We start from the raw sequence: 18,787 nt of genomic DNA on the forward strand, positions 1-18,787 counted from the left end.
TGATTTGAGATATGAAAGGAATTAAACTTTACCTGCTGCCGGCGCTGCTCCTGGCCTCCCTGGCACTGGGCGGCTGTAAGAAGCTGCTGGAAGAAGATGCAGAAAGCTTTGTGAGCCCGGGTGGCTTTTATAAAACGGAGAACCAATGTGTGGCTGCGCTGAATGGCTGCTACAATCCGCTCACCAGCATCTATTACCAGGACCTGATGCTGCCACTGGAAGCTGCTACCGACCTGGCCTTCCTGAACTCCGCCCAGCTGGACGTGAAGTTCGAGATCTCCCCCGCTAACCCGGGCATGGGCGACAACATCTGGACGGCCTGCTACCAGGGCATTATGTATTGTAACGCCGCCATCCGTGGCATCGAAGGCGCTACCATCCCGGAAACATCAAAGCCTAAGTATGTAGCGGAAGCCGTTACCCTGCGCGCGTTGTATTACTACGTGCTCACCTCCACCTTCAAAGATGTGCCCTTTTACCGTGATGACGTCAGCAGCCTCGAAGCGCTGGAAAAAGTAAACAAGATCGGTCGCATGGATGCTGACGCTACCCGCGATACGCTCATCCGCGAACTACAGACCTATGTGCCGCACCTGCCGCAGATGCGTACTTCCGAAGTTCCGTTGAACAGGATCAGCGCGCCGATGGCGTACATGCTGATCGGTAAACTGGCCCTCTGGAACAAAGACTATCAAACCTGTCTGAACGCGATGCAGGAGATCCGCAACATGTACGGACAGCTGCTGCAATACCCGCTTACGGACACCTACTTCCGTAATAAGAACACACCTGAATCGATCTTTGAGGTGCAGTATACCTGGTCTGCCACGGGGTTGAAGAAGACGACTACCGTTGCGGCCTTCTTTACACCTTCGAAAACATCCGGTACCAGTACTTACAATGGCGTAAACGTACCGGAACTGGGCACTACCGCCAACCCGTTCAACTGTATCACTCCGTCTGAATATTTCATGTCGCTGTACGAACTCACCGATCCCCGTAAAGACATGATCCTCGGCTACAGCTACAACGGCACCTGGTTCAGCCGCCCGATGGCGAACAACGGTACCGGCAAGCCCTGGATGGGACCTAAATTCTGGTGCCCGGGTATGGACAACATCGCGGATGGCAACAACCAGAAAGTATTTCGCTACGCGGATGCGCTGCTGATGGCGGCGGAGGCTGCGAATGAACTGGGCGACGACGGTCTGGCCATGCAATGCATCAACGAAGTAAAAAACCGCGCCAACGCCGATTTCGTACTGGATACCTATCCTGGTAAAACGGAGTTTCTCGAAGAGCTCAAACGCGAACGTGCCCGCGAACTGATGGGCGAATACGGCCGCAAATGGGACCTGGTACGTTGGGGCACCTTCTATACCCGGGTGATGGAAACCGTAGGCGAAGAGTATGAAGTGATCAAGGCCAACCTGCAACCTTATCATGAGTACTACCCTATTCCGGATAAAGAAGTGGTGCGCACCCGCGGACTATTAACCAATGACGCATACAACAACTAAGATACATGAGCAAGTTATATAGACTCTTATTCCTGTTCCTGCTGCCGGCTTTTGGCGCGGTAGCGCAGGCGCCTTTCAAGATACTGAGCTACAACATTCTCGAAGGGATGAAAACCGACACCACCAAAGGTAAACAGGAGTTTGTCGCCTGGGTAAAGGACAAAGACCCGGACATCCTCGCCTTGCAGGAATGCAACGGTTTTACGCAGAAAACGCTGGAAGAACTGGCGGCCAGCTACGGTCATCCCTATGCGGTAATCGTTAAGGAGAATGGCTACCCGACCGGCCTTACCTCCAAATACCCGATCGCCGCCATCCAGAAAGTGAACGAGAACATGACACATGGTTTTATCATGGCAAAGATCGAACAGTTCAACATCCTGGTGCTGCATTTAAATCCGCACCTCTACAAAAAGAGAAGAGCCGAAATCGCGCAGGTGATCAAAAATATTTCTCTTCAGGCAGATAAGAAAAACTGGGTGATCATGGGCGATTTCAACTCGCACTCGCCGAAAGACAAGGAGCGTATGACGAATAACCGCATCGTAGGCGTACTGAAGAATGCAGAGACAAAGAACCCTAAGATCGCGAACCTCGTCAATGGTGAAACCATCGACTTCACTATACAGCAAGCCATGCTGGACGCCGGATTCACCGACGCGGGCCTGTATCACCATGATAAAACAAAAGCCGCCACCGGCAAAGGTGTAATCGTGACCGACAGCCGTATCGATTACATCTACGTGAGCAAAGACCTGGACAAAAAACTCCAGCGCTGCGCTTTTATCTATGACGATTTCACTAAAAAGTATTCCGATCACCGCCCCATCATGATGGAGCTTAAAAATTAAGGATGATGAAGCGGAACAAATTACTCTTCGTTCTTTGCGCACTCGTAGCTGTTATTGCTGCCTGCCGCAAAACAGAATATTATAAGTTCAGTACCAAACTGGCGATCGACTCCCGGATCGTTTCGATTAACGCCGGAGCAGACACCACCAAGTTTATTGTATACGCCGATGGTGACTGGAGCATGGCGCCCGTGGAAGAAGTGAACTGGATGAAACTGACTACCAGCAGCGGCAGCGGTAAAGGCCAGGCAGTAGCCGAACTAACCGACAACAGTGCCAACCTGCCCCGTTTTGTGAGGCTCGTAGTAAAAGCCGACGGCAAAACCGACACCATCCGCCTGCAACAACGCGGCCTCGTGCCCACGCTGGCCATCGCCGACCTTACCGCACAAAGCATTGCGAACGGCGGCACATTCAAAACGCCCATCAATACCAACATTCCGATGGAACTGATGACCGTCGTCCAAACGGCGCGTACCGAAGGACAGGCCAACTGGATCAGCAACCTGCGCATCGACAAAGGTTACCTCTACTTTAAAGCCGACACCAACCGCGCCGCCACGCCACGCACCACAATGGTGCGGCTCAGCTACCTCGACGCGTTGAACGTGACCGTCACGGATACCATCGCTATCAGTCAGCTGCCCGGCCGCGACTACGAAGGCGCCACCGTTCGCGACTTCGATTATGTGAAACAAACCCTGGCCGCCGGTGTGGTAAACGAGAGCATCTTTATAGAAGGCGTCGTGATCAGCGATAAAGGTCATCCCAACATGGCCCAGAACCAGAACACGCCTGCTAACAAACACGTACTCACGAAAAACGAGAATGCCATTGCCGTATACGTACAAAGCATGGATGGCACGCGTGGCATCTACTTCAAAACAAAAACACCCGGCGACAATATATTCAACATCAACGACCGCGTGAAGATCTGGCTGAAAGGTGCCACCGTGGAACGCTACAATGATCCGAACCGCACCATTGTGACCGGCATCGAAACTATGCACATCATGGCCAAAGACGAAGGCACACCGGTAACACCGCGCGAAAAGTACATGAGCGAGCTGACAGACAACGACCTTTACACCCTCATTAAACTGAAGGATGTAGAGATCTCCATCCCATCCGGTTCCTTCACCAACATCAACGAAGGCTACACCGCCCGTATGGACTGCTACCCTACCAGCATCCGTGACATCCAGGGTGGCAGCATGTACATGCTCACCAACCTCGATGTTCCATACCGCCGCGATGGCAAACAGGTACCGCAAGGTTCCGGCAGCATTTCAGGCGTTCTGGTGCATGAAAAGATGGACCGCTTCGGTGGCAACATCGGCCGCTACAGCATTCGTCACATGAAGCGGGAAGACATCGCCCTGCAGGAAGACCGGAGCGCAGGCTTCTCGAACGTACTGGTAGAATGGAGCCGCTTCCGTAACGAATTCAATGCCACTCCCACCGCCGAAGCCAATCCGCTGACGCCTGAAATCGGCAAGGGTCGTATTTACCACAGCACCCGTCAACCGCTGGACTTCACCTCCAACGGCAACTATGCTACCACCGATTACAACGGGCTGGCACAAGACCCGACTACGCTGAAAGGCTCCGTGACCAACGGGGGCTGGGGTAGCCGTAACTGGTGGCCTGCCGGCGCTACTACCGGCGCGTACTGGAGCATCGAGACATCAACGACCGGCATTACCAAACCTATCTCCCTGCAAATCGAAGGCAACACCGATATCGGCGGCCCGCGCAACTTTGTTGTGGAATGGTCCGGCGACAACGCCACGTGGCGCTCCGTGGGTACGTTCACCTTCGAGGACGTGGCTAACTGGTCGAACACCCTGTTGACGCAGATACCGGGCTACAAGGCAGTGAACTTCCAGTTCCCGGTAGAGGCCTCCGGATTGGCAAACCTTTACATCCGTGTAAGAGTAGCGAATAAGAATGTAGGCACCAGCACCAGTGCCACCGGCGGCACGCTGGGCGCGACGACGAACAGTCGGCTGGGGCATGTGTCGATCAAGTATAACAAGTAGGTATCCATGTCATAGAAGAATAACGAAGGGGCTGTCTCAAAAGTAATTTGCACCCGTTTTAATCCGGGTACCTGATGGAAAGATTTTTCGTTTACGCGATTCTCATGACCATCAAACTACTTTTGAGACGGCCCCTTTTCGTTTTAATACCAGTTAACACAGCTTTCGTTGATGCATCGCTTCGCGCATCGCTGATGCGCGGCCTGTCAGCAATGCGCTTACAGCAGGCGTGTACATATCAGGTCCGTATCTCCCGCCGCATGAATGCGTAGTAAGTCCAGGCGAAACATACTGCCGTTGCGGCCAGCAGCCCGCTTACCTGCGGCCATACGATCAGTAAACTTTCGCGCACAGGTAAGGGAGCTGGAATAGCGCCGGCCATTTGTTCCATAGTAAGTGGCCCCAGGCTGCGCACGGAGGGCATGAGCAAAGTGGTTGTCGCATCCGTATAAAGCTGACTGGGCGCCAGTCGAAGCAAGTTTAACAGCAACTGATTGTACGACAGGATTTCGTTTTGCGACAAATACGTCGGATCCGGGAAGAACGTGCTGACCACCATGCTGATGACGACGCGGTAGAAAATCGTGAAGAACAACCAAATACCGATCGCCGTCAACGCCGACGTAGCGGCCTGCCTGCACTTTACCGACAGCAACATCGCCAGTGCCAGCCAGAAGCCGACGTAGATGATCGTCAGTATGACGAAAGCCAATATGCGCACAAATTCCGGGGCTTCCATTGGCACACCTGTAATCAATAAACCTCCGCCGACCATCAGCAACGTGAGCGATAAAAATAATACAGAAACGATGACCAGCGCGCTGAGAAATTTCGCCAGGAGCAGCGTGTCGCGGTAAACAGGCTGCGCGAGCAAACGGGTGAGCGTGCCATTGTTCTTTTCTGTGTTGATGGCATCGAAGCCCAGACCAATGCCCAGCAGCGCTCCCAGGAAGCTGATAAAGATATGGAACGTAGGCAGTGTGCCGTCGGATGTTGTCAGTAGTTTGAGGTACAGGAATAGCCTGTCCGGATCACTCTCATTGGCCACGGCAGCTTTCAGATTGCTGACAGACACATACATGGCAGCAGCGAAGGTGAACACAATAAGCGATAACAGGATGATGAAGCGCAGGCTTCGGATGTGGTCTGCAATCTCTTTGCGCACCATGACTGCCAGCGGGCTCGCCTGCGGCCGGCTACCTGTCTGTTTTGCGGATAAAAGCCCGCTTAAATAGATTGTTGGATTTCCTATTCGTTTCATCAGCGTTTACAGTGTTTTCGAAATAACGTTGATAAATTTCTTCCAGGCCATATTCCTTCTTCCGCACGCCCACTACGTTCAGGCCTTTACTTACGGCGAAACGTACCAGGTCGGCCGTGATGTTATCGTTGGAGGACACCTCTATGACGTTGCCGGCTGTTGTTACCCGTTGCACCTGTTGCATCGCGCGCAGCTCGCTGATTTCCGTACCATCCGGCAGCAGCGGCTTTTCTACCTCAATCTCTACGACGAGTTTTTCGCCGCCGAACATCTGCCGGGAAAGTGTGGCTACGTCGCCGTCTGCAAGCAGTTTTCCACCTACGAAAATACCTACGCGGTCGCACACCTGTTGTACCTGGTGCAGGTGGTGAGATGATAACAGCACCGTGATGCCCTGTTCGCGGCTCAGGCGGCTGATGAGCGCAAGAAACTCCCGCACACCACTCGGGTCGATGCCCAATGTAGGCTCATCCAGTATAATGACCTCTGGTTGTCTTATCAATACATCGGCCAGGCCTAAACGCTGCTTCATCCCGCGGGAGTAAGTGCCGGCCTTTTTCCCGGTAGCATGCGCGAGGCCGACCAGCTCCATCATTTCCAGCGCCCGCTCGCGCACGAAGTTCTCGGGCAAACCGTTCAGGCGGCCGATATACACCAGGTTATCGAGGGCACTCATGCTGTCGTAAAAGCCCAGATTATCCGGCATGTACCCTACCTTACGTTTCACCTCGATAGGCCGCGTGGTAGCGTCAATACCGCACACCTTCGCCCGGCCTGCAGTAGGTTCCGTAAGTCCCAGCATCATGAGGATCGTGGTCGTTTTACCCGCACCGTTTGGTCCAAGCAGGCCATAGATCTCACCTTTGTTGATGCGCAGGTGGAGATCGTCAACAGCCTTCAGTGAACCGTAGTTTTTGGTGAGTCCTTCCAGTTCAATGATTGCGTTTTGCATAATGAGCAGGCTATCTTCGCCCGTATTTTTTGATCAGGAGATAGATGATGGCGATGGCGGCCAGGATGATGACCACCCCTATCCAACCGGCCAGCAGCGAAGTAGTTACGGTCATGCGGAACATGGCACTGGCATTCACGCTGTTATTACGCGCCGTAAACGTGGTGACGTAATCGCCTGCAATCGTTTTATCGGGCACGTTAAGATTCGCTACCACGTCCACACTCTTACCGGGTTCGATGCGTTCGATCTTAGCCGGCTCGAACGTGGCGTCCCATTTGGATGGTGCCTGGGCGGAAACTTCTACCGCATCCAGCGGCAGCGTACCGGTGTTCTTTACAGTCAGGTGAATCGCTTTACGGCTGCCTTCCGTGATCTCGCCACTAAGCAAACCGTTGGGCGTTGTCAATTCCATGGCATAGGCACCTTTCACCACCGCTTCCAGCTGCAGTAAGAGCGTATCGGTATTGCTGACAGCATGTACCGGGACCGTGTACTTGCCCGGTTTTGCTTCAGGCGCCGGCGTTAGTTCAATCGACACCTCCTGCGTACGACCCGAATCGGCGCGGAACGAAGTTACCTGCATACCATCCACCCGGAACATGAGATTCCAGCCACTCGGCGCAGCCGCGCTGAAATTGTAGATAACAGGCCTGGGCGCAGCATTGTGCAGCGTGGCACTGAAACGAAACGTTTCTTTGGAGGTAGCCTCCAGGTTCATCAGCCTGGCCGTGAAACTACCGGGCATACTATGCCCCCGTTGCGCAAAAGAAGTGGGTGAATGTGAAAGAAGAAAAGATACAGTGGCCAGTAACGGCAAAACATGATAGCATCTCCGGCCTTCGGTACGCCGGTGATGACGAATAAGCGCTGACATAAATTAACAAATAGATTTTAAGTATTCATTAAAAAACAAAGCGCCTCTAAAAAGGCAGGCCAAAAATAAGCAGGTTGATTTTTTTTCCAAATACGGCGTGCGTATTTTTTTTAGGAACTGATATGGTCAAACTTTCCAAAACTGGATCTGTTTTCGATGCCCTGTTTTTCTGACCTTTATCGAAAGTAAATACACGTTATGCATATCTTCATCATCGGCGCGGGCGCCATTGGTAAAGCGCTGGCCGTACTATTGCAGCAGGCAGGCAAAGCGGTAACACTGTTACGAGGAAGCACCAACGACGTGCCGGCGCATACCCAACAGCTGCAGGTGACATTAGCCGACGGCCAAACCATCACTGCGGAGATACGTACGCAATCACTGGATCACTTTACACATTTGAACGGGCTGATCGTACTGACCAGCAAATCGTTCGGGAATGAGCGACTGGCGCACCTTTTACGGCCGAAAACGGGTAACGCTCCCTTAGTTATATTACAGAATGGACTGGGTGTTGAGCAACCATTCATCCGTGAACACTTTACGGCCGTTTATCGTTGCGTATTATTCGTTACCAGCCAGGTGGAGAACACGATACGCTTCAAACCAGTTGCACCCTGTCCCATAGGCCATATCGACGGCACACCCGGACTCGAAGATGACATTGCAGCACTATTGGACACGCCGCATTTCCGTTTCAGGGGTGAGAAAAACATCCAGCCTGTCATCTGGAAGAAAGCGATCATCAACAGTGTATTCAATTCCGTATGTCCATTACTGGAGGTAGACAATGGCATTTTTCACCGCAACGCCGAAGCGCTCAACATTGCACGCGGAATCATCACCGAATGCCTGGCCGTAGCGGCTTTGCAGGGTGTGACCTTATCACCGGCAGCCATAGAAGAAAACCTGCTGCAGATCAGCCGCCTGTCGGACGGCCAGCTTATTTCCACTTTACAGGACATTCGCCGGCAGCGTGACACGGAGATCGATACGTTAAATATAGCCATCGCGCGTATAGCCGCTGAACAAGGTGCGGAAGCGCTGGTAAAGGCTACCAGCCTGCTCGGGGAACTCACCAAACTAAAATCATTACAAGCCAGACAAGCCATATGAACAAGATACTGATCACCGGCGCCAGCCGCGGCATTGGTGCGGCCACTGCCCTGCTGGCGGCACGACACGGCCTCACCGTCATCGTTAACTATCATCGTAACCAGGCGGCTGCTGATAAAGTCGTGCAAACCATTATGGACAGTGGCGGCAAGGCGCTCGCCGTGCAGGCAGACGTGTCTGCAGAAGCTGATATACTCCGCCTCTTCGAAGCCTGCGATCGTTTGCCCGGTACGCTCAGCGCGCTCGTCAACAACGCCGGCATTCTTGAAACACAGATGCGCCTGGACCAGATGGATACTGCAAGGATACAACGCATACTTACGGCCAACGTAACCGGATCACTGCTCTGTGCCCGGGAGGCCATTAAACGCATGTCGACACGCTATGGCGGCGAAGGCGGTGCGATCGTGAACGTATCTTCTGTGGCAGCCCGTACAGGAGCGCCGGGCGAATACATTGACTACGCGGCTTCCAAGGGAGCGATCGATGCGTTTACCATCGGGCTATCGAAAGAAGTAGCGGCAGAAGGGATTCGTGTGAATGGTGTGCGGCCCGGTTTTATACATACAGATATTCATGCCGATGGCGGCGAGCCGGGACGCGTGGAACGATTGCGGACGAGTATTCCCATGCAGCGTGGCGGTACCGCGGAAGAGATCGCAGACATCATATGGTGGCTGTGTTCAGCACAGTCTACTTATGTAACCGGTGCGATCGTGGATGCAGCAGGTGGACGGTAATTCCGGATTGTCGTTTTTGTTCTATTTCTGCAACAACACGCCCCGTAATTTTACGCCATCGAAAAAACACACCGCTACGATGAGTAAAATTTTCTTTGACAATGGGATCTCCCTCGACGGTTACTTCGCCGGCGAAAACCGGGGGCCCGACAACCCGCTTGGCGACGGAGGCACCACGATACATACGTGGATGTATCATCAGCGCGCCTTCCTGAAAAACCTGGGCATAGACGACGGCGACAGTGAAGGCGCCGACAACCGGCTGGTAAGCGAAACATTATCGAGAACAGGCGCCTACATCATGGGCAAACGCATGTTCGAAGAGGGTGAAGTGAACTGGCCCGAAAACCTTTATAAAACGGACGTATTCGTCCTGACGCATGAAAAACGTGAACCATGGAAGCAAAAGGGAAATACGACTTTCTATTTCGTCAATGATGGAATAGAAAGTGCCGTAGCCCGCGCCCGTCAATCGGCCGGTGGCAAAGACATCCGGATACAGGGCGGCGCAATGATGATCCAGCAGTTTCTCAACGCGGGGCTGGTAGATGAATGCCTTATTCACATCGCCCCGTTGATTTTAGGCAGTGGCATCCGGTTGTTCGAAGGTATCGATGCAGACCGCTTCTCCTTATCCATTAAAGAGGTGATCCACTCCACCCTCACTACACACATCAGGTACGAAATCAGAAATAAGTAAACAGGGAACCATGCTTATTCATGCAAAAAAATGTGCTGCGCTTGCGCTGCTGGCCATAGTATTGTTATCAGCCTTTCAACCGCAGGCCGCCCCGGCTGCGGAATCACCAACAGTTCATTACTTTCCTTCCGCCAAAAAGGAACTGCTGGGCAAAATTATTGGCCGGTGGATCACGCAAACGACAGTACTGCCAAAGGACGGCCAACCCAGATTTAAAACGCTCGGAAGTGATGTGTACCAGTGGTCGCCCGATGGCAACTTCGTCGTGCACACCGCCTACGGCATCCGCGACAAATCCGGGTTCGGCGCCATCGAAATCATCGGCTACAACACAGAGACCGGCGCATTCAACAGCTACAACTTTAACCCCGACGGCAGCTTTAACATCGACCCGCTCACTATCGAAAACGATGTTTGGGTATGGACCGGAAAGAAAGTGCGCTCCACAGGCAGGTTTAGCAACGACAGCAACACCTTTTCCGTGAAACATGACATCACCGCCGATGGCAAAACTTATGAACCATTTATGGATGGAACATTAAGTAAAGGCGCTGCATTCTAAAAGGCAGTTCTATGGAACAAAAAGCTCCGGCGCTGGCCGGAGCTTTTTTATTTCTTTACGATCATGGCCGAATTTTCCTGGAATAAGATCTGCTGGTTCAGGTACTCGAGCGGCGTTTGGTTAGAGAACTCGCGAAACTCCCGGATAAAGTGCGACTGATCACAGTAATTCAGGTCGTATGCGATATCCGACAACCTCATGTCCCCCTTCCGCCGCAATGCTTCGATCGACCTTTCAAACCGCGCGATTTTCAGGAACTGTTTGGGCGAAAAACCCACCGTCGATTTAAAGCGCCTTTCCAGTTGCCGCTCGGAGATATTATACATCGTGAGCAGGTGGCGGATGACCGTTTTCTGGTTAACCTGGTGAATCATACGCCAGCCGGCTTCTGCGATAGGGTCCGTACTGGCATTTTCCGTCAGCTTTTTGCTGAAGAACCTGATGAGGATACTGATCCGCCGCGTTTGCAAAGGCTCGTCCAGCAAGGCGTCGGTAAGCCACTGCGGAACGAAGTTGACCAGGTCGGGCAGCTCATTGACGAGGTGGCAGGCATCTACCTTAAAGAACAGTTTTACCGCATGCGGATAAAAGCTGACGCCCGTGGTGGTAAATGAGGGCTGTATGCCGCATTCATACGGCAGTGTATTTAACCCGCTGAGATAGGACAGCGGCAAAAAGTTTGTCCCGTGATAGATGGCAGAGTGACCGTCATTATGCTGAAAAACCAACCGGGGAAATCTTCTGGCGAACATCCTGAAGGTATTGTCTTCGGGAGACAATGACCTGGAGTCCATGGTCCAGAAAAAACGGATATATTTTTCGAGGCATTGGGGAGGCTGGATGATATTAAAGTCCATGGTTGCGCGTGACCGTTTATACTATCAAAATATCGGCAATTCTGCGCAAATAACAGCAAATGACGATGAAAAAATAGGATAAAACCGACATGGGGGGGGCGCTCCAGTATGCCCGGTTATACAAACCTCATCAAATATCCCGGGCGCACCTTGCCTTCCATAATCCGTTTCAACTTAGCCGCTATCAACTTCTTCGTCAACGGCTTCAGATAATCGAGGAACAGCACACCCGCTGTGTGGTCATATTCGTGCTGTATCATCCTGGCGGTGGCACCGCTGAACGTGCGCGTTTGCCGTTCAAATCGTTCGTTGAAATACGCAATGGTGATCGCCCAATTTCTTGTTATCATCTGCGACAAACCCGGAATACTTAAACATCCCTCCTCCTCGTCCCACAGTTCCGGCGACCGTGCGATGATACGGGCATTGATGAACGTTTCTCGAAATTCTTCTTCCTGGTTACTGACAACAAACAACCGGATGGGCACACCGATCTGTGACGCCGCCAGTCCGCAGCCATTGGCATTCTTCATCGTCTCCCACATATCAGCGATCAGCGTATTCAAGCCGGGATAGGATGGATCAATATCGTTGCAGGATTGTTTTAAAATGCTGTGCCCGTAAGCGAAAATAGCGCGTTTCATTCCCTGGATTTTATACAAAGTTCCAAAGAATAACAGATGGAGGCAATGAATCTATGTTAACTAATCTGGCGTCGGATGCGGCTTAGACCCTGGGGCGTAATGCCGATATAGGAAGCCACATATTTGAGCGGAATAAATTTAAGTATGTCCGGGCGTTCGGAAAAGAGCCGTAAATAGCGCTCCCTGGCCGTATATTTCAAGAGCGAAAGCTCCCTTTCACTTTTGGCAAGAAACAGCTTTTCCGACACAAATCTGCCCAGGTAGTTGCCCGCCTGCGTTTCCGCGTACACACGTTGAAGATCTTCATAAGAAATTCGCCATGCCACTGTTTCAGTCAGTGCCTGCAATGCACATTCGGACGGTGTTCGCGTCAGGAAGGATGGGTAAGCACAGGTAAATTCTTTGTCAAAACAAAAATCGAACGTGAGCTCCTGCTCATCGCCGGGGATATAAAAACGCACAATACCCGTTTCCACAAACGACAGGAATTGTTCCGTTTCTCCCACCTGGGTAATGATCTCGTTTTTGGCAAAGACCCTCCTGGCGAAATGGGAAGCAATGAACTGCCATTCCTTTTCCTGTAACCGGATGATGCGCTCGTAATATTCCCGGATGTATCCCATACTTCAATTTAACACATTTTTATCGCAGCACAAAAGCAGTCACCTCCTGTGCCAGCTCATCCAGGAACTTCGGCCTGTCAGTTATGGTGTCTGTTATCCCCGGAGGCAATTCATTCATGAAACTGAAATGGCCGCCGTCTTCCACAATGCGCACATTGGCACCCGCAAGTAAATCCAACTGCGCTGCCGGCGTGATCACGTCTCTCCTTCCACCCCAGGCCTGGATCTCACCTGTTACCTGCACCAGCGCGCCAGGAGCATTGAAATAGCCTGTTGGCGGGGCGAATAAGACCAACTTCTTTAACTGCTGGTCAACGGCTATCGGCAGCGCGTTGCCCGGGCCTGTATACAGCTGTCCGCCTGCTATGGCCAGCAACAGCGTAGCCCCTATGGAATGCCCAATGCCGGTGACGGGCAGGCCATATGCGGCGAGTTCCTGCAGCGCGGCATTGAGTGTAGCGGCGCGGCCAAGCAGTACGTCCGGCGAAGGCGATGGGCTGGCAAAACGTTCGAACACAGGGGCGATCACATTGATACCGTTGCCGTGAAGATGACGGAGCAGGGGCGCATGGCGTTCTGGGTTACCGCCGGCACCGGCGGCGAAAAGGACGGAGGCAATGGGGTTTGATGCTTCGAGGCGAATGGTCATGTTTGTTAATAATTTGGGGATGCAATTTAAGGGATAAACAGGACGAGTGCGCATACGCACCATCGGAATGAGGAGAATACCTGTTGAAACGTTATCTGCCACACTATGTCATCCTTTTTCCTGTTGCAGGGAATACCTGTCAAAAAAAAGTAAGGGGACGGCAAGCCCCCTTACCCTATGTATATATAGAGAAGCCTCCTGCCTTATGTTTATTCCCAATATGTCAAAGAACTACACGATGTTACTTTTAACACCGTTCCCGCGTGACCTTTAGCGCATCTTACGACGGTGCATATCAGGCACTTTTCCGGGGATGCAAAGGTGCATATTCGACGCTCGCTTCAATGATCATTATCTGTTTAAATCTGATCCTGAACTGCGTCTTTTTTTTGCTGGCTGAAAGTGATTCTTTATTTTAGCGCTCTCCTATTTAGCAAAAACATCAAGCGGGTATTGTTAACACCTTAAACCATATTGCTATGCAATTCAGGCCAGCCCAAGCCTCCGATACCATTGATACATCCGTTATTCCAAGTCCGCACAGCTTCGACAAGCTCATTGCCCTGGCAGATGTAACCGTCACGACCGGTGCATTTGGAAAAATTTTGCAACAAGTTGAAGAGGGTAAACAATATGCGCTGACGAAGCATTGTTTTCTGATGGACGATGCATATACCTGGCATATGAGCGCCGCGGAGCCCATGCTTGTATTATGTTATACGCAGGAAGGGATGATGACTATGGAACACAGTCTGCTTGGGAAGCTGGAACACGTTGTTAACAGCGGATTCCTGTACTATCTACCAGCTGGCGAACATACGCTGCAGGTACCAGCGGGCGCTTGTACTACTCTTAAATTGTATATCAACCGGGAGTTACTGAATACTGCCTGCCACGGCAAGCCGGAAATGACCGAATTGTTAGCGCGTGTTCACGAAAATTGTCCGCAGGGCTGGGTGATGCCGCTGGTAAAAACACTAAAAAACAGCGCCATTATACTGAACATGATTACTGCCTGCCTGAAAACCGCCGGCAAGCGAAAATCGACCATTGACCGGTGTATTGAAGACCTGCTCGACATCTACATTGAGGCAGATAAAAAACAACAACGTAAAGGCCGGCAATTCAAGGTACCGAAGAAACACCTGGACATACTACGGCACGCCGAACAAAAGATCGGCAACAAAGTTTTGTCCAGCCTAAGCCTCGAAAATGCCGCCCAACGATTGGGCATGACGGCCCGGCAACTCTCCCGCGCGTGCAAGGAGTTGAAAAGCAGGAAATGGTCTGGCTACAGAAAGATGCTGAAAATCCGGCAGGCATGTGAACTGCTGATCACTACTGATATGACAGCTGCGGAAATCTGTTACGAAGTGCAGTACCTGGACCCGCCTAATTTCGGCCGGGCCTTCCGGGAGGAAATAGGCTGCTCGCCAGAGGAATACCGCAGGCAGAAGAAAGCAGACTGACCGTCACTTTTACGAATACTGGCTGTTCTCCGCGCGCCGGCAACGCGATCTCGTAACGGCATTCGTTGCCCGGCAAATCACGCGCTATCACTACAATGTCGCACCCTGGCTGTAATGCCAGGACGGGTTTGTATACCCATTCGTCACCTCCCTCATTAACAGCCATGCCTTCCTCTAACAGGTATCCGTTAGCGTCGTACACGCATACACATACAGACGCTACCTGGAGATTATCCGTTGCCTTTACCCTGATAATCCCATCCTTCACGAACAGATCGTGTACTTCAGGGGCCATCAGGTAATCGGCAATCGCCAGGTTGTGTATGTTCTTACCGCCACCGACGAACGCTTCGTAAATGGTGGTCAATCCCCGCGCAGACCGCACCTTTTTAGACCAGTCGGTTGCCTGCTGAAAGTTGGCGCGGGTGCGCTCCTGCCCTGGCGTTCCTCTGCCTGGCCGTTTACATGGTGCTTTAGCGATGATCTCCCGGCCGTGGCGAAAGTATCGCACTACCTGTTTGCCAAACATCCCCGTGGCTCCGGAGGAAATGGCGTTAAAATGTTTTTGTATCATATGAAGTTTTTTGGGAGCAAAGGTCGGGGGAATTGCGGGAGACATCATGATCGGGAAGTGAGAAATGATGATCCTGAACTGCGACTTTTTGGGCATCGGATGGTTCAGTGACGGTTGGGTGAGGGTTGGGTATAGGAATTCGAAGCCCAATAGTGAGCATCCGGTAATCCTATAGTCTATCAATTTTGGCTAAAACCATATCGATATGGTCCAGGCCATACAGGAGTGCCCCTTCGTCAATTCCCATCCAATTGAATAGTTCCATAATTAACCGGTAATGTTGCCGCGCATAAGCAGTACTGCAAATACTCATTCCGCTGTTTATGAAGCATACTGGTTCGTGATGGGCAATCCGATTTCGTATGCCATTCACCTTTTCCAACTGCCCAAAAACAAAGGTATTATCGTAATTGCGGGTTGGTGTACTTCTTGGTTTAGCCGGAAACACAGAAAGAACGGTTCGGTTGAAGGCATTGAACTGATGCCTTGCAAACATGTATCGCCAAAAGCCGAAATCCATTTTTGCTACTAACTTGACATGGCTGTAATTACTACCAAAAGCTGTCACCGCATTATTTATTATGTCACGCGTTTTGTGGCATCTTGGATTGTCTAGCAAGCCACCTGGTTGTCCGGAGATTTGCAACCAATCGTTTCCCAAAGTAGATTGAAGTGTCCGTCAATTGCATTACGCAGCGCCACTTCAAAAACGGAAATCACTGTAAACATCTCTTGTGATGCCTTTAGATTAAGCCTATAAAGTGTCATTGCCTTGCGTGTATTATTTCCGGCAGCTGCTAAATACCTGTTCATCCGTGATGGCGATATCACGGCCTCAAAATCAGCATAGTTCATTGTGTTTCCCAGGTTGGTTTTCTAAAATGTAGATGGCATATTAAAAACTAACAATCAATTAGTTACATTCTCATCCATTATAAGATGACTGGCTTATTGTTGAAATATTTTTTTCTATATAAATTATTTGGTTAACTTTGAATTATAGTTCCCGGTTGTCCCTGGCTTCGGCCAAACTTCTGGGTTTTTTTTTGCCCATAAGTGAGGCAAAACTTCTTCCGAACAATGCTCAATTTCTTCCTACGTTTTGCAGTTACTCCTGTTCTTATCGAGTACTTTGTAAAAACCATCATGCACCTGTCTTGCACCCCAAGGTCGATTTTTTTCTATTCATTTACCTGTTCATTTCTGTTCATTTTATCCCGCCACCTGCCGTAAAATTATCACGTGCGCTATAACGATATTTACAGCACAACGCATAAAAAAGCCCCGATATACGGGGCTTCTACGCTTATACCTTAAATCGATCTCAACGAAAACCGAAATATTAAAGGATTGACCGCACTTACCTACACTCCCCTCCGCAAACTCTCCGCATAAGCATCCGGCAACTCACTCTCCTCCACCGCCCTCGCTGCCTGTTCTACATCATACGCAAACCGGATGAACTCGGCTCGTACATCCGCATCAAGATGCAACATGACATAACCACCCCTGGGATCGCCATCCTTTGGTTTACCTACCGACCCGATATTAATCGCATGTTTATCACCCGGCAACAACCGGTGATAGGGCTTATGGGTATGCCCAAAGCACAGAATATCCGCATCTCCCATAATGCGCAGCATACTCGCTTCCTCCCTGTCCTCGAAAAGATACTCATTCACCTTACGCGGGCTGCCATGTACTAATAGCACATGATACTGCTCAAACTCCAGCCGGATATGTTGCGGCAGGCTACGCAGGTAACGACGCTCCTCGTCTCCTACAAGCTCATTAGTAACGCGTATAGACACCGCGCCGTTAGCTTTCTCCTCGTCGCTTTTGTAAGCACAGCCACAATCGTCGCTGCTGCGGCCAATGCCGAAATCATAGTTCCCGGTAATCGTCGCAATACCGCGTTTACGGATTTCATTGATCACTTCATTGGGCCAGATGTTATAGCCGACCAGGTCGCCCAGGCAGTACACTGCGTCGGGTTGTTGTTTTTCCAGGTTTTGGAAGAAAGCCTCCAGTGCGGGGAGGTTGGCATGAATGTCGGAGAAGAGTGCAATTTTCATAAGGTATTTTTTCTTTAACCAGAAGGATATCAAACGCTTATTTAACAGCACCCCGGCTCACAACAAGGCTTCTCCGCATACACCGTGACGCTGTAAATGCCGGTGCTTCCGTTCCTGAATTGGTTTATTTCTTCCGGAGATAAGTACCCCGACAGGATATCATCCGGCACATAAATCACTTTTTCTTTCTGAACAGATATTGCTTTAAAACCACTTTGCTCAATAAGTAACAGGTAAACGGACTTCTGGATAGCACCAGATACACAACCCGCATACATTTCCGCCGCCTGCTGAATCTTGGCGGGCAGTGCGCCTTCCAGTACGATATCGGAGATGGAGAAGTGACCACCGGGTTTTAACACGCGGTAAATCTCCTTGATAACGGCCGCCTTATCCGGTACAAGGTTTAGTACGCAGTTGCTCACGACCACGTCTGCTACGCCTGCGGCAACAGGCATATGCTCAATATCTCCCTGGCGGAACTCGACGTTATTGAATCCCAGCTTATCCGCATTCATGCGCGCCTTATCGATCATTGCCGGTGTAAAGTCGATGCCGATTACTTTGCCGGTTTCGCCCACTTCTTTCCGGGCAATGAAGCAGTCGTTACCTGCCCCCGAGCCCAGGTCGATCACGATGTTGCCGGGCTTGATCTGCGCAAACTGAGTCGGCAGGCCACAACCCAGACCTAGATCGGCATCAGGATTATATCCTTCAAGGCTGGAATAATCGTCGCTCATAATGTTATAGACTTCCGTGGAGCAACAGCCGGACCCGCAACAGGAAGCCTGGTTGCCGGCTTTATCCTGTGTGGCGATTTCGCTGTACTTCTGTTTGACAAATTCTTTGAGTTGCTGGTTAGTAGACATCGTATCAGTTTATCTTATTATTGCAATATTGCGATAGATACAAGTAAAAAAATAGCCCCTAACAGCAGGAGCCTTCCAAATTCACATCTTTAAAGAACTCCGAAAACATTACCTGGTATTGTTTCCAGACTTTCGGGTTGATGCAGTAACATACAGACACGCCTTCTATCGTTCCCTGGATGAGACCCGTGTTCTTCAGCTCCTTCAGGTGTTGCGAGGTGGTCGCTTGTGCCAGGCCGAGTTCTTCTACGAGATCACCGCAAACGCAGGCGTTCTTCTTCACCAGGTATTGCAGAATAGCAATACGGGCAGGATGGGCGATTGCTTTAAGCATGTTCGCCATGTCGTTCTGCTTTTTGGTAAAGAGGCCTGATTTAGTGATACCCATGATATAATCGATTAATTG

The 18,787-nt window shown here is 51.1% G+C and carries 21 protein-coding genes; 8 read left to right on the forward strand and 13 right to left on the reverse strand.

Annotated features, from left to right (window positions below):
• Positions 1-11: 11 nt before the first annotated feature.
• From MKQ68_RS11705 to MKQ68_RS11715, 3 genes are read left to right on the forward strand one after another with little or no spacing between them, the layout of a single operon-like run.
• Positions 12-1,520: a RagB/SusD family nutrient uptake outer membrane protein gene (locus MKQ68_RS11705; protein WP_264283451.1), complete on the forward strand. Its 1,509-nt coding sequence runs from the start codon at positions 12-14 to the stop codon at positions 1,518-1,520.
• Positions 1,521-1,525: 5 nt separating this feature from the next.
• A complete protein-coding gene (locus tag MKQ68_RS11710; RefSeq protein ID WP_264283452.1) occupies positions 1,526-2,371 on the forward strand; it encodes an endonuclease/exonuclease/phosphatase family protein in 846 nt (281 codons plus the stop codon).
• A 2-nt stretch (positions 2,372-2,373) separates the two neighbouring features.
• Complete coding sequence (locus MKQ68_RS11715) at positions 2,374-4,413, forward strand: DUF5689 domain-containing protein (protein WP_264283453.1); 2,040 nt, start codon at positions 2,374-2,376, stop codon at positions 4,411-4,413.
• A gap of 238 nt (positions 4,414-4,651) precedes the next feature.
• On the opposite strand, the gene MKQ68_RS11720 is transcribed toward MKQ68_RS11715, so the two are convergent.
• The 3 genes from MKQ68_RS11720 to MKQ68_RS11730 are packed head-to-tail and all read right to left on the reverse strand — an operon-like array spanning position 4,652 to position 7,374.
• A complete protein-coding gene (locus MKQ68_RS11720) occupies positions 4,652-5,674 on the reverse strand; it encodes an ABC transporter permease (RefSeq protein ID WP_264283454.1) in 1,023 nt (340 codons plus the stop codon).
• Complete coding sequence (locus MKQ68_RS11725) at positions 5,610-6,626, reverse strand: ABC transporter ATP-binding protein (protein WP_264283455.1); 1,017 nt, start codon at positions 6,624-6,626, stop codon at positions 5,610-5,612. The genes MKQ68_RS11720 and MKQ68_RS11725 overlap by 65 nt, the downstream gene beginning before the upstream one ends.
• A gap of 10 nt (positions 6,627-6,636) precedes the next feature.
• Entirely contained in the window at positions 6,637-7,374 is a 738-nt protein-coding gene (locus MKQ68_RS11730) for a COG1470 family protein (RefSeq protein WP_264283456.1), read from the reverse strand.
• 327 nt (positions 7,375-7,701) lie between these two features.
• On the opposite strand from MKQ68_RS11730, the gene MKQ68_RS11735 reads away from it, so the two are divergent.
• The 4 genes from MKQ68_RS11735 (at position 7,702) to MKQ68_RS11750 (ending at position 10,621) form a co-directional block, all read left to right on the forward strand.
• On the forward strand, positions 7,702-8,619 hold the full coding sequence (locus tag MKQ68_RS11735) for a ketopantoate reductase family protein (RefSeq protein WP_244844625.1): 918 nt from the start codon (positions 7,702-7,704) through the stop codon (positions 8,617-8,619).
• On the forward strand, positions 8,616-9,359 hold the full coding sequence (locus MKQ68_RS11740) for an SDR family oxidoreductase (protein WP_264283457.1): 744 nt from the start codon (positions 8,616-8,618) through the stop codon (positions 9,357-9,359). The genes MKQ68_RS11735 and MKQ68_RS11740 overlap by 4 nt, the downstream gene beginning before the upstream one ends.
• Before the next feature lie 79 nt (positions 9,360-9,438).
• Positions 9,439-10,059, forward strand: a complete 621-nt coding sequence (locus MKQ68_RS11745; protein WP_264283458.1) for a dihydrofolate reductase family protein — start codon at positions 9,439-9,441, stop codon at positions 10,057-10,059.
• Positions 10,060-10,069: 10 nt separating this feature from the next.
• Complete coding sequence (locus tag MKQ68_RS11750; RefSeq protein ID WP_264283459.1) at positions 10,070-10,621, forward strand: hypothetical protein; 552 nt, start codon at positions 10,070-10,072, stop codon at positions 10,619-10,621.
• 47 nt (positions 10,622-10,668) lie between these two features.
• Here the strand turns inward: MKQ68_RS11750 and MKQ68_RS11755 are convergent, their stop codons facing one another.
• From MKQ68_RS11755 to MKQ68_RS11770, 4 genes are all read right to left on the reverse strand, one after another.
• Positions 10,669-11,478 (reverse strand): AraC family transcriptional regulator, encoded by an 810-nt coding sequence (locus MKQ68_RS11755; protein ID WP_264283460.1) that lies wholly within the window; start codon positions 11,476-11,478, stop codon positions 10,669-10,671.
• A 116-nt stretch (positions 11,479-11,594) separates the two neighbouring features.
• On the reverse strand, positions 11,595-12,122 hold the full coding sequence (gene def, locus MKQ68_RS11760; RefSeq protein ID WP_264283461.1) for a peptide deformylase: 528 nt from the start codon (positions 12,120-12,122) through the stop codon (positions 11,595-11,597).
• Positions 12,123-12,178: 56 nt separating this feature from the next.
• Positions 12,179-12,745, reverse strand: coding sequence for a Crp/Fnr family transcriptional regulator (locus MKQ68_RS11765; RefSeq protein WP_264283462.1), 567 nt, complete (start codon positions 12,743-12,745; stop codon positions 12,179-12,181).
• Between the two features lie 19 nt (positions 12,746-12,764).
• Complete coding sequence (locus MKQ68_RS11770) at positions 12,765-13,394, reverse strand: alpha/beta hydrolase (RefSeq protein ID WP_264283463.1); 630 nt, start codon at positions 13,392-13,394, stop codon at positions 12,765-12,767.
• A 479-nt stretch (positions 13,395-13,873) separates the two neighbouring features.
• Between MKQ68_RS11770 and MKQ68_RS11775 the strand changes: the two genes are divergently transcribed.
• Positions 13,874-14,863 (forward strand): helix-turn-helix domain-containing protein, encoded by a 990-nt coding sequence (locus MKQ68_RS11775; protein ID WP_244844591.1) that lies wholly within the window; start codon positions 13,874-13,876, stop codon positions 14,861-14,863.
• On the opposite strand, the gene MKQ68_RS11780 is transcribed toward MKQ68_RS11775, so the two are convergent.
• From MKQ68_RS11780 to MKQ68_RS11805, 6 genes are all read right to left on the reverse strand, one after another.
• Positions 14,787-15,437 carry a hypothetical protein gene (locus MKQ68_RS11780; RefSeq protein ID WP_264283464.1) on the reverse strand — a complete coding sequence of 217 codons (651 nt, stop codon included), beginning with the start codon at positions 15,435-15,437 and terminating at the stop codon, positions 14,787-14,789. The genes MKQ68_RS11775 and MKQ68_RS11780 overlap by 77 nt on opposite strands.
• Positions 15,438-15,606: 169 nt before the next feature.
• Complete coding sequence (locus tag MKQ68_RS11785; protein ID WP_264283465.1) at positions 15,607-16,056, reverse strand: hypothetical protein; 450 nt, start codon at positions 16,054-16,056, stop codon at positions 15,607-15,609.
• Positions 16,050-16,292, reverse strand: coding sequence for a hypothetical protein (locus MKQ68_RS11790; RefSeq protein WP_264283466.1), 243 nt, complete (start codon positions 16,290-16,292; stop codon positions 16,050-16,052). Before MKQ68_RS11790 ends, MKQ68_RS11785 begins: the two co-directional genes overlap by 7 nt.
• 509 nt (positions 16,293-16,801) lie before the next feature.
• A complete protein-coding gene (locus MKQ68_RS11795; protein WP_264283467.1) occupies positions 16,802-17,512 on the reverse strand; it encodes a metallophosphoesterase family protein in 711 nt (236 codons plus the stop codon).
• A 41-nt stretch (positions 17,513-17,553) separates the two neighbouring features.
• Positions 17,554-18,381 (reverse strand): arsenite methyltransferase, encoded by an 828-nt coding sequence (locus MKQ68_RS11800; protein WP_244844579.1) that lies wholly within the window; start codon positions 18,379-18,381, stop codon positions 17,554-17,556.
• A 58-nt stretch (positions 18,382-18,439) separates the two neighbouring features.
• Positions 18,440-18,769 (reverse strand): ArsR/SmtB family transcription factor, encoded by a 330-nt coding sequence (locus MKQ68_RS11805; protein ID WP_264283468.1) that lies wholly within the window; start codon positions 18,767-18,769, stop codon positions 18,440-18,442.
• Positions 18,770-18,787 lie beyond the last annotated feature (18 nt).

It is taken from the genome of Chitinophaga horti (genome assembly GCF_022867795.2).
In the GTDB taxonomy this organism is placed as follows: domain Bacteria; phylum Bacteroidota; class Bacteroidia; order Chitinophagales; family Chitinophagaceae; genus Chitinophaga; species Chitinophaga horti.

What these genes read in the sequence shown, in the direction of transcription:
- MKQ68_RS11705 (WP_264283451.1), top strand. Translation starts at nt 12, where the DNA reads ATGAAAGGAATTAAACTTTACCTGCTGCCGGCGCTGCTCCTGGCCTCC.
- MKQ68_RS11710 (WP_264283452.1), top strand. Translation starts at nt 1,526, where the DNA reads ATGAGCAAGTTATATAGACTCTTATTCCTGTTCCTGCTGCCGGCTTTT.
- MKQ68_RS11715 (WP_264283453.1), top strand. Translation starts at nt 2,374, where the DNA reads ATGATGAAGCGGAACAAATTACTCTTCGTTCTTTGCGCACTCGTAGCT.
- MKQ68_RS11720 (WP_264283454.1), bottom strand. Translation starts at nt 5,674, where the DNA reads ATGAAACGAATAGGAAATCCAACAATCTATTTAAGCGGGCTTTTATCC.
- MKQ68_RS11725 (WP_264283455.1), bottom strand. Translation starts at nt 6,626, where the DNA reads ATGCAAAACGCAATCATTGAACTGGAAGGACTCACCAAAAACTACGGT.
- MKQ68_RS11730 (WP_264283456.1), bottom strand. Translation starts at nt 7,374, where the DNA reads ATGCCCGGTAGTTTCACGGCCAGGCTGATGAACCTGGAGGCTACCTCC.
- MKQ68_RS11735 (WP_244844625.1), top strand. Translation starts at nt 7,702, where the DNA reads ATGCATATCTTCATCATCGGCGCGGGCGCCATTGGTAAAGCGCTGGCC.
- MKQ68_RS11740 (WP_264283457.1), top strand. Translation starts at nt 8,616, where the DNA reads ATGAACAAGATACTGATCACCGGCGCCAGCCGCGGCATTGGTGCGGCC.
- MKQ68_RS11745 (WP_264283458.1), top strand. Translation starts at nt 9,439, where the DNA reads ATGAGTAAAATTTTCTTTGACAATGGGATCTCCCTCGACGGTTACTTC.
- MKQ68_RS11750 (WP_264283459.1), top strand. Translation starts at nt 10,070, where the DNA reads ATGCTTATTCATGCAAAAAAATGTGCTGCGCTTGCGCTGCTGGCCATA.
- MKQ68_RS11755 (WP_264283460.1), bottom strand. Translation starts at nt 11,478, where the DNA reads ATGGACTTTAATATCATCCAGCCTCCCCAATGCCTCGAAAAATATATC.
- def (WP_264283461.1), bottom strand. Translation starts at nt 12,122, where the DNA reads ATGAAACGCGCTATTTTCGCTTACGGGCACAGCATTTTAAAACAATCC.
- MKQ68_RS11765 (WP_264283462.1), bottom strand. Translation starts at nt 12,745, where the DNA reads ATGGGATACATCCGGGAATATTACGAGCGCATCATCCGGTTACAGGAA.
- MKQ68_RS11770 (WP_264283463.1), bottom strand. Translation starts at nt 13,394, where the DNA reads ATGACCATTCGCCTCGAAGCATCAAACCCCATTGCCTCCGTCCTTTTC.
- MKQ68_RS11775 (WP_244844591.1), top strand. Translation starts at nt 13,874, where the DNA reads ATGCAATTCAGGCCAGCCCAAGCCTCCGATACCATTGATACATCCGTT.
- MKQ68_RS11780 (WP_264283464.1), bottom strand. Translation starts at nt 15,437, where the DNA reads ATGATACAAAAACATTTTAACGCCATTTCCTCCGGAGCCACGGGGATG.
- MKQ68_RS11790 (WP_264283466.1), bottom strand. Translation starts at nt 16,292, where the DNA reads ATGAACTATGCTGATTTTGAGGCCGTGATATCGCCATCACGGATGAAC.
- MKQ68_RS11795 (WP_264283467.1), bottom strand. Translation starts at nt 17,512, where the DNA reads ATGAAAATTGCACTCTTCTCCGACATTCATGCCAACCTCCCCGCACTG.
- MKQ68_RS11800 (WP_244844579.1), bottom strand. Translation starts at nt 18,381, where the DNA reads ATGTCTACTAACCAGCAACTCAAAGAATTTGTCAAACAGAAGTACAGC.
- MKQ68_RS11805 (WP_264283468.1), bottom strand. Translation starts at nt 18,769, where the DNA reads ATGGGTATCACTAAATCAGGCCTCTTTACCAAAAAGCAGAACGACATG.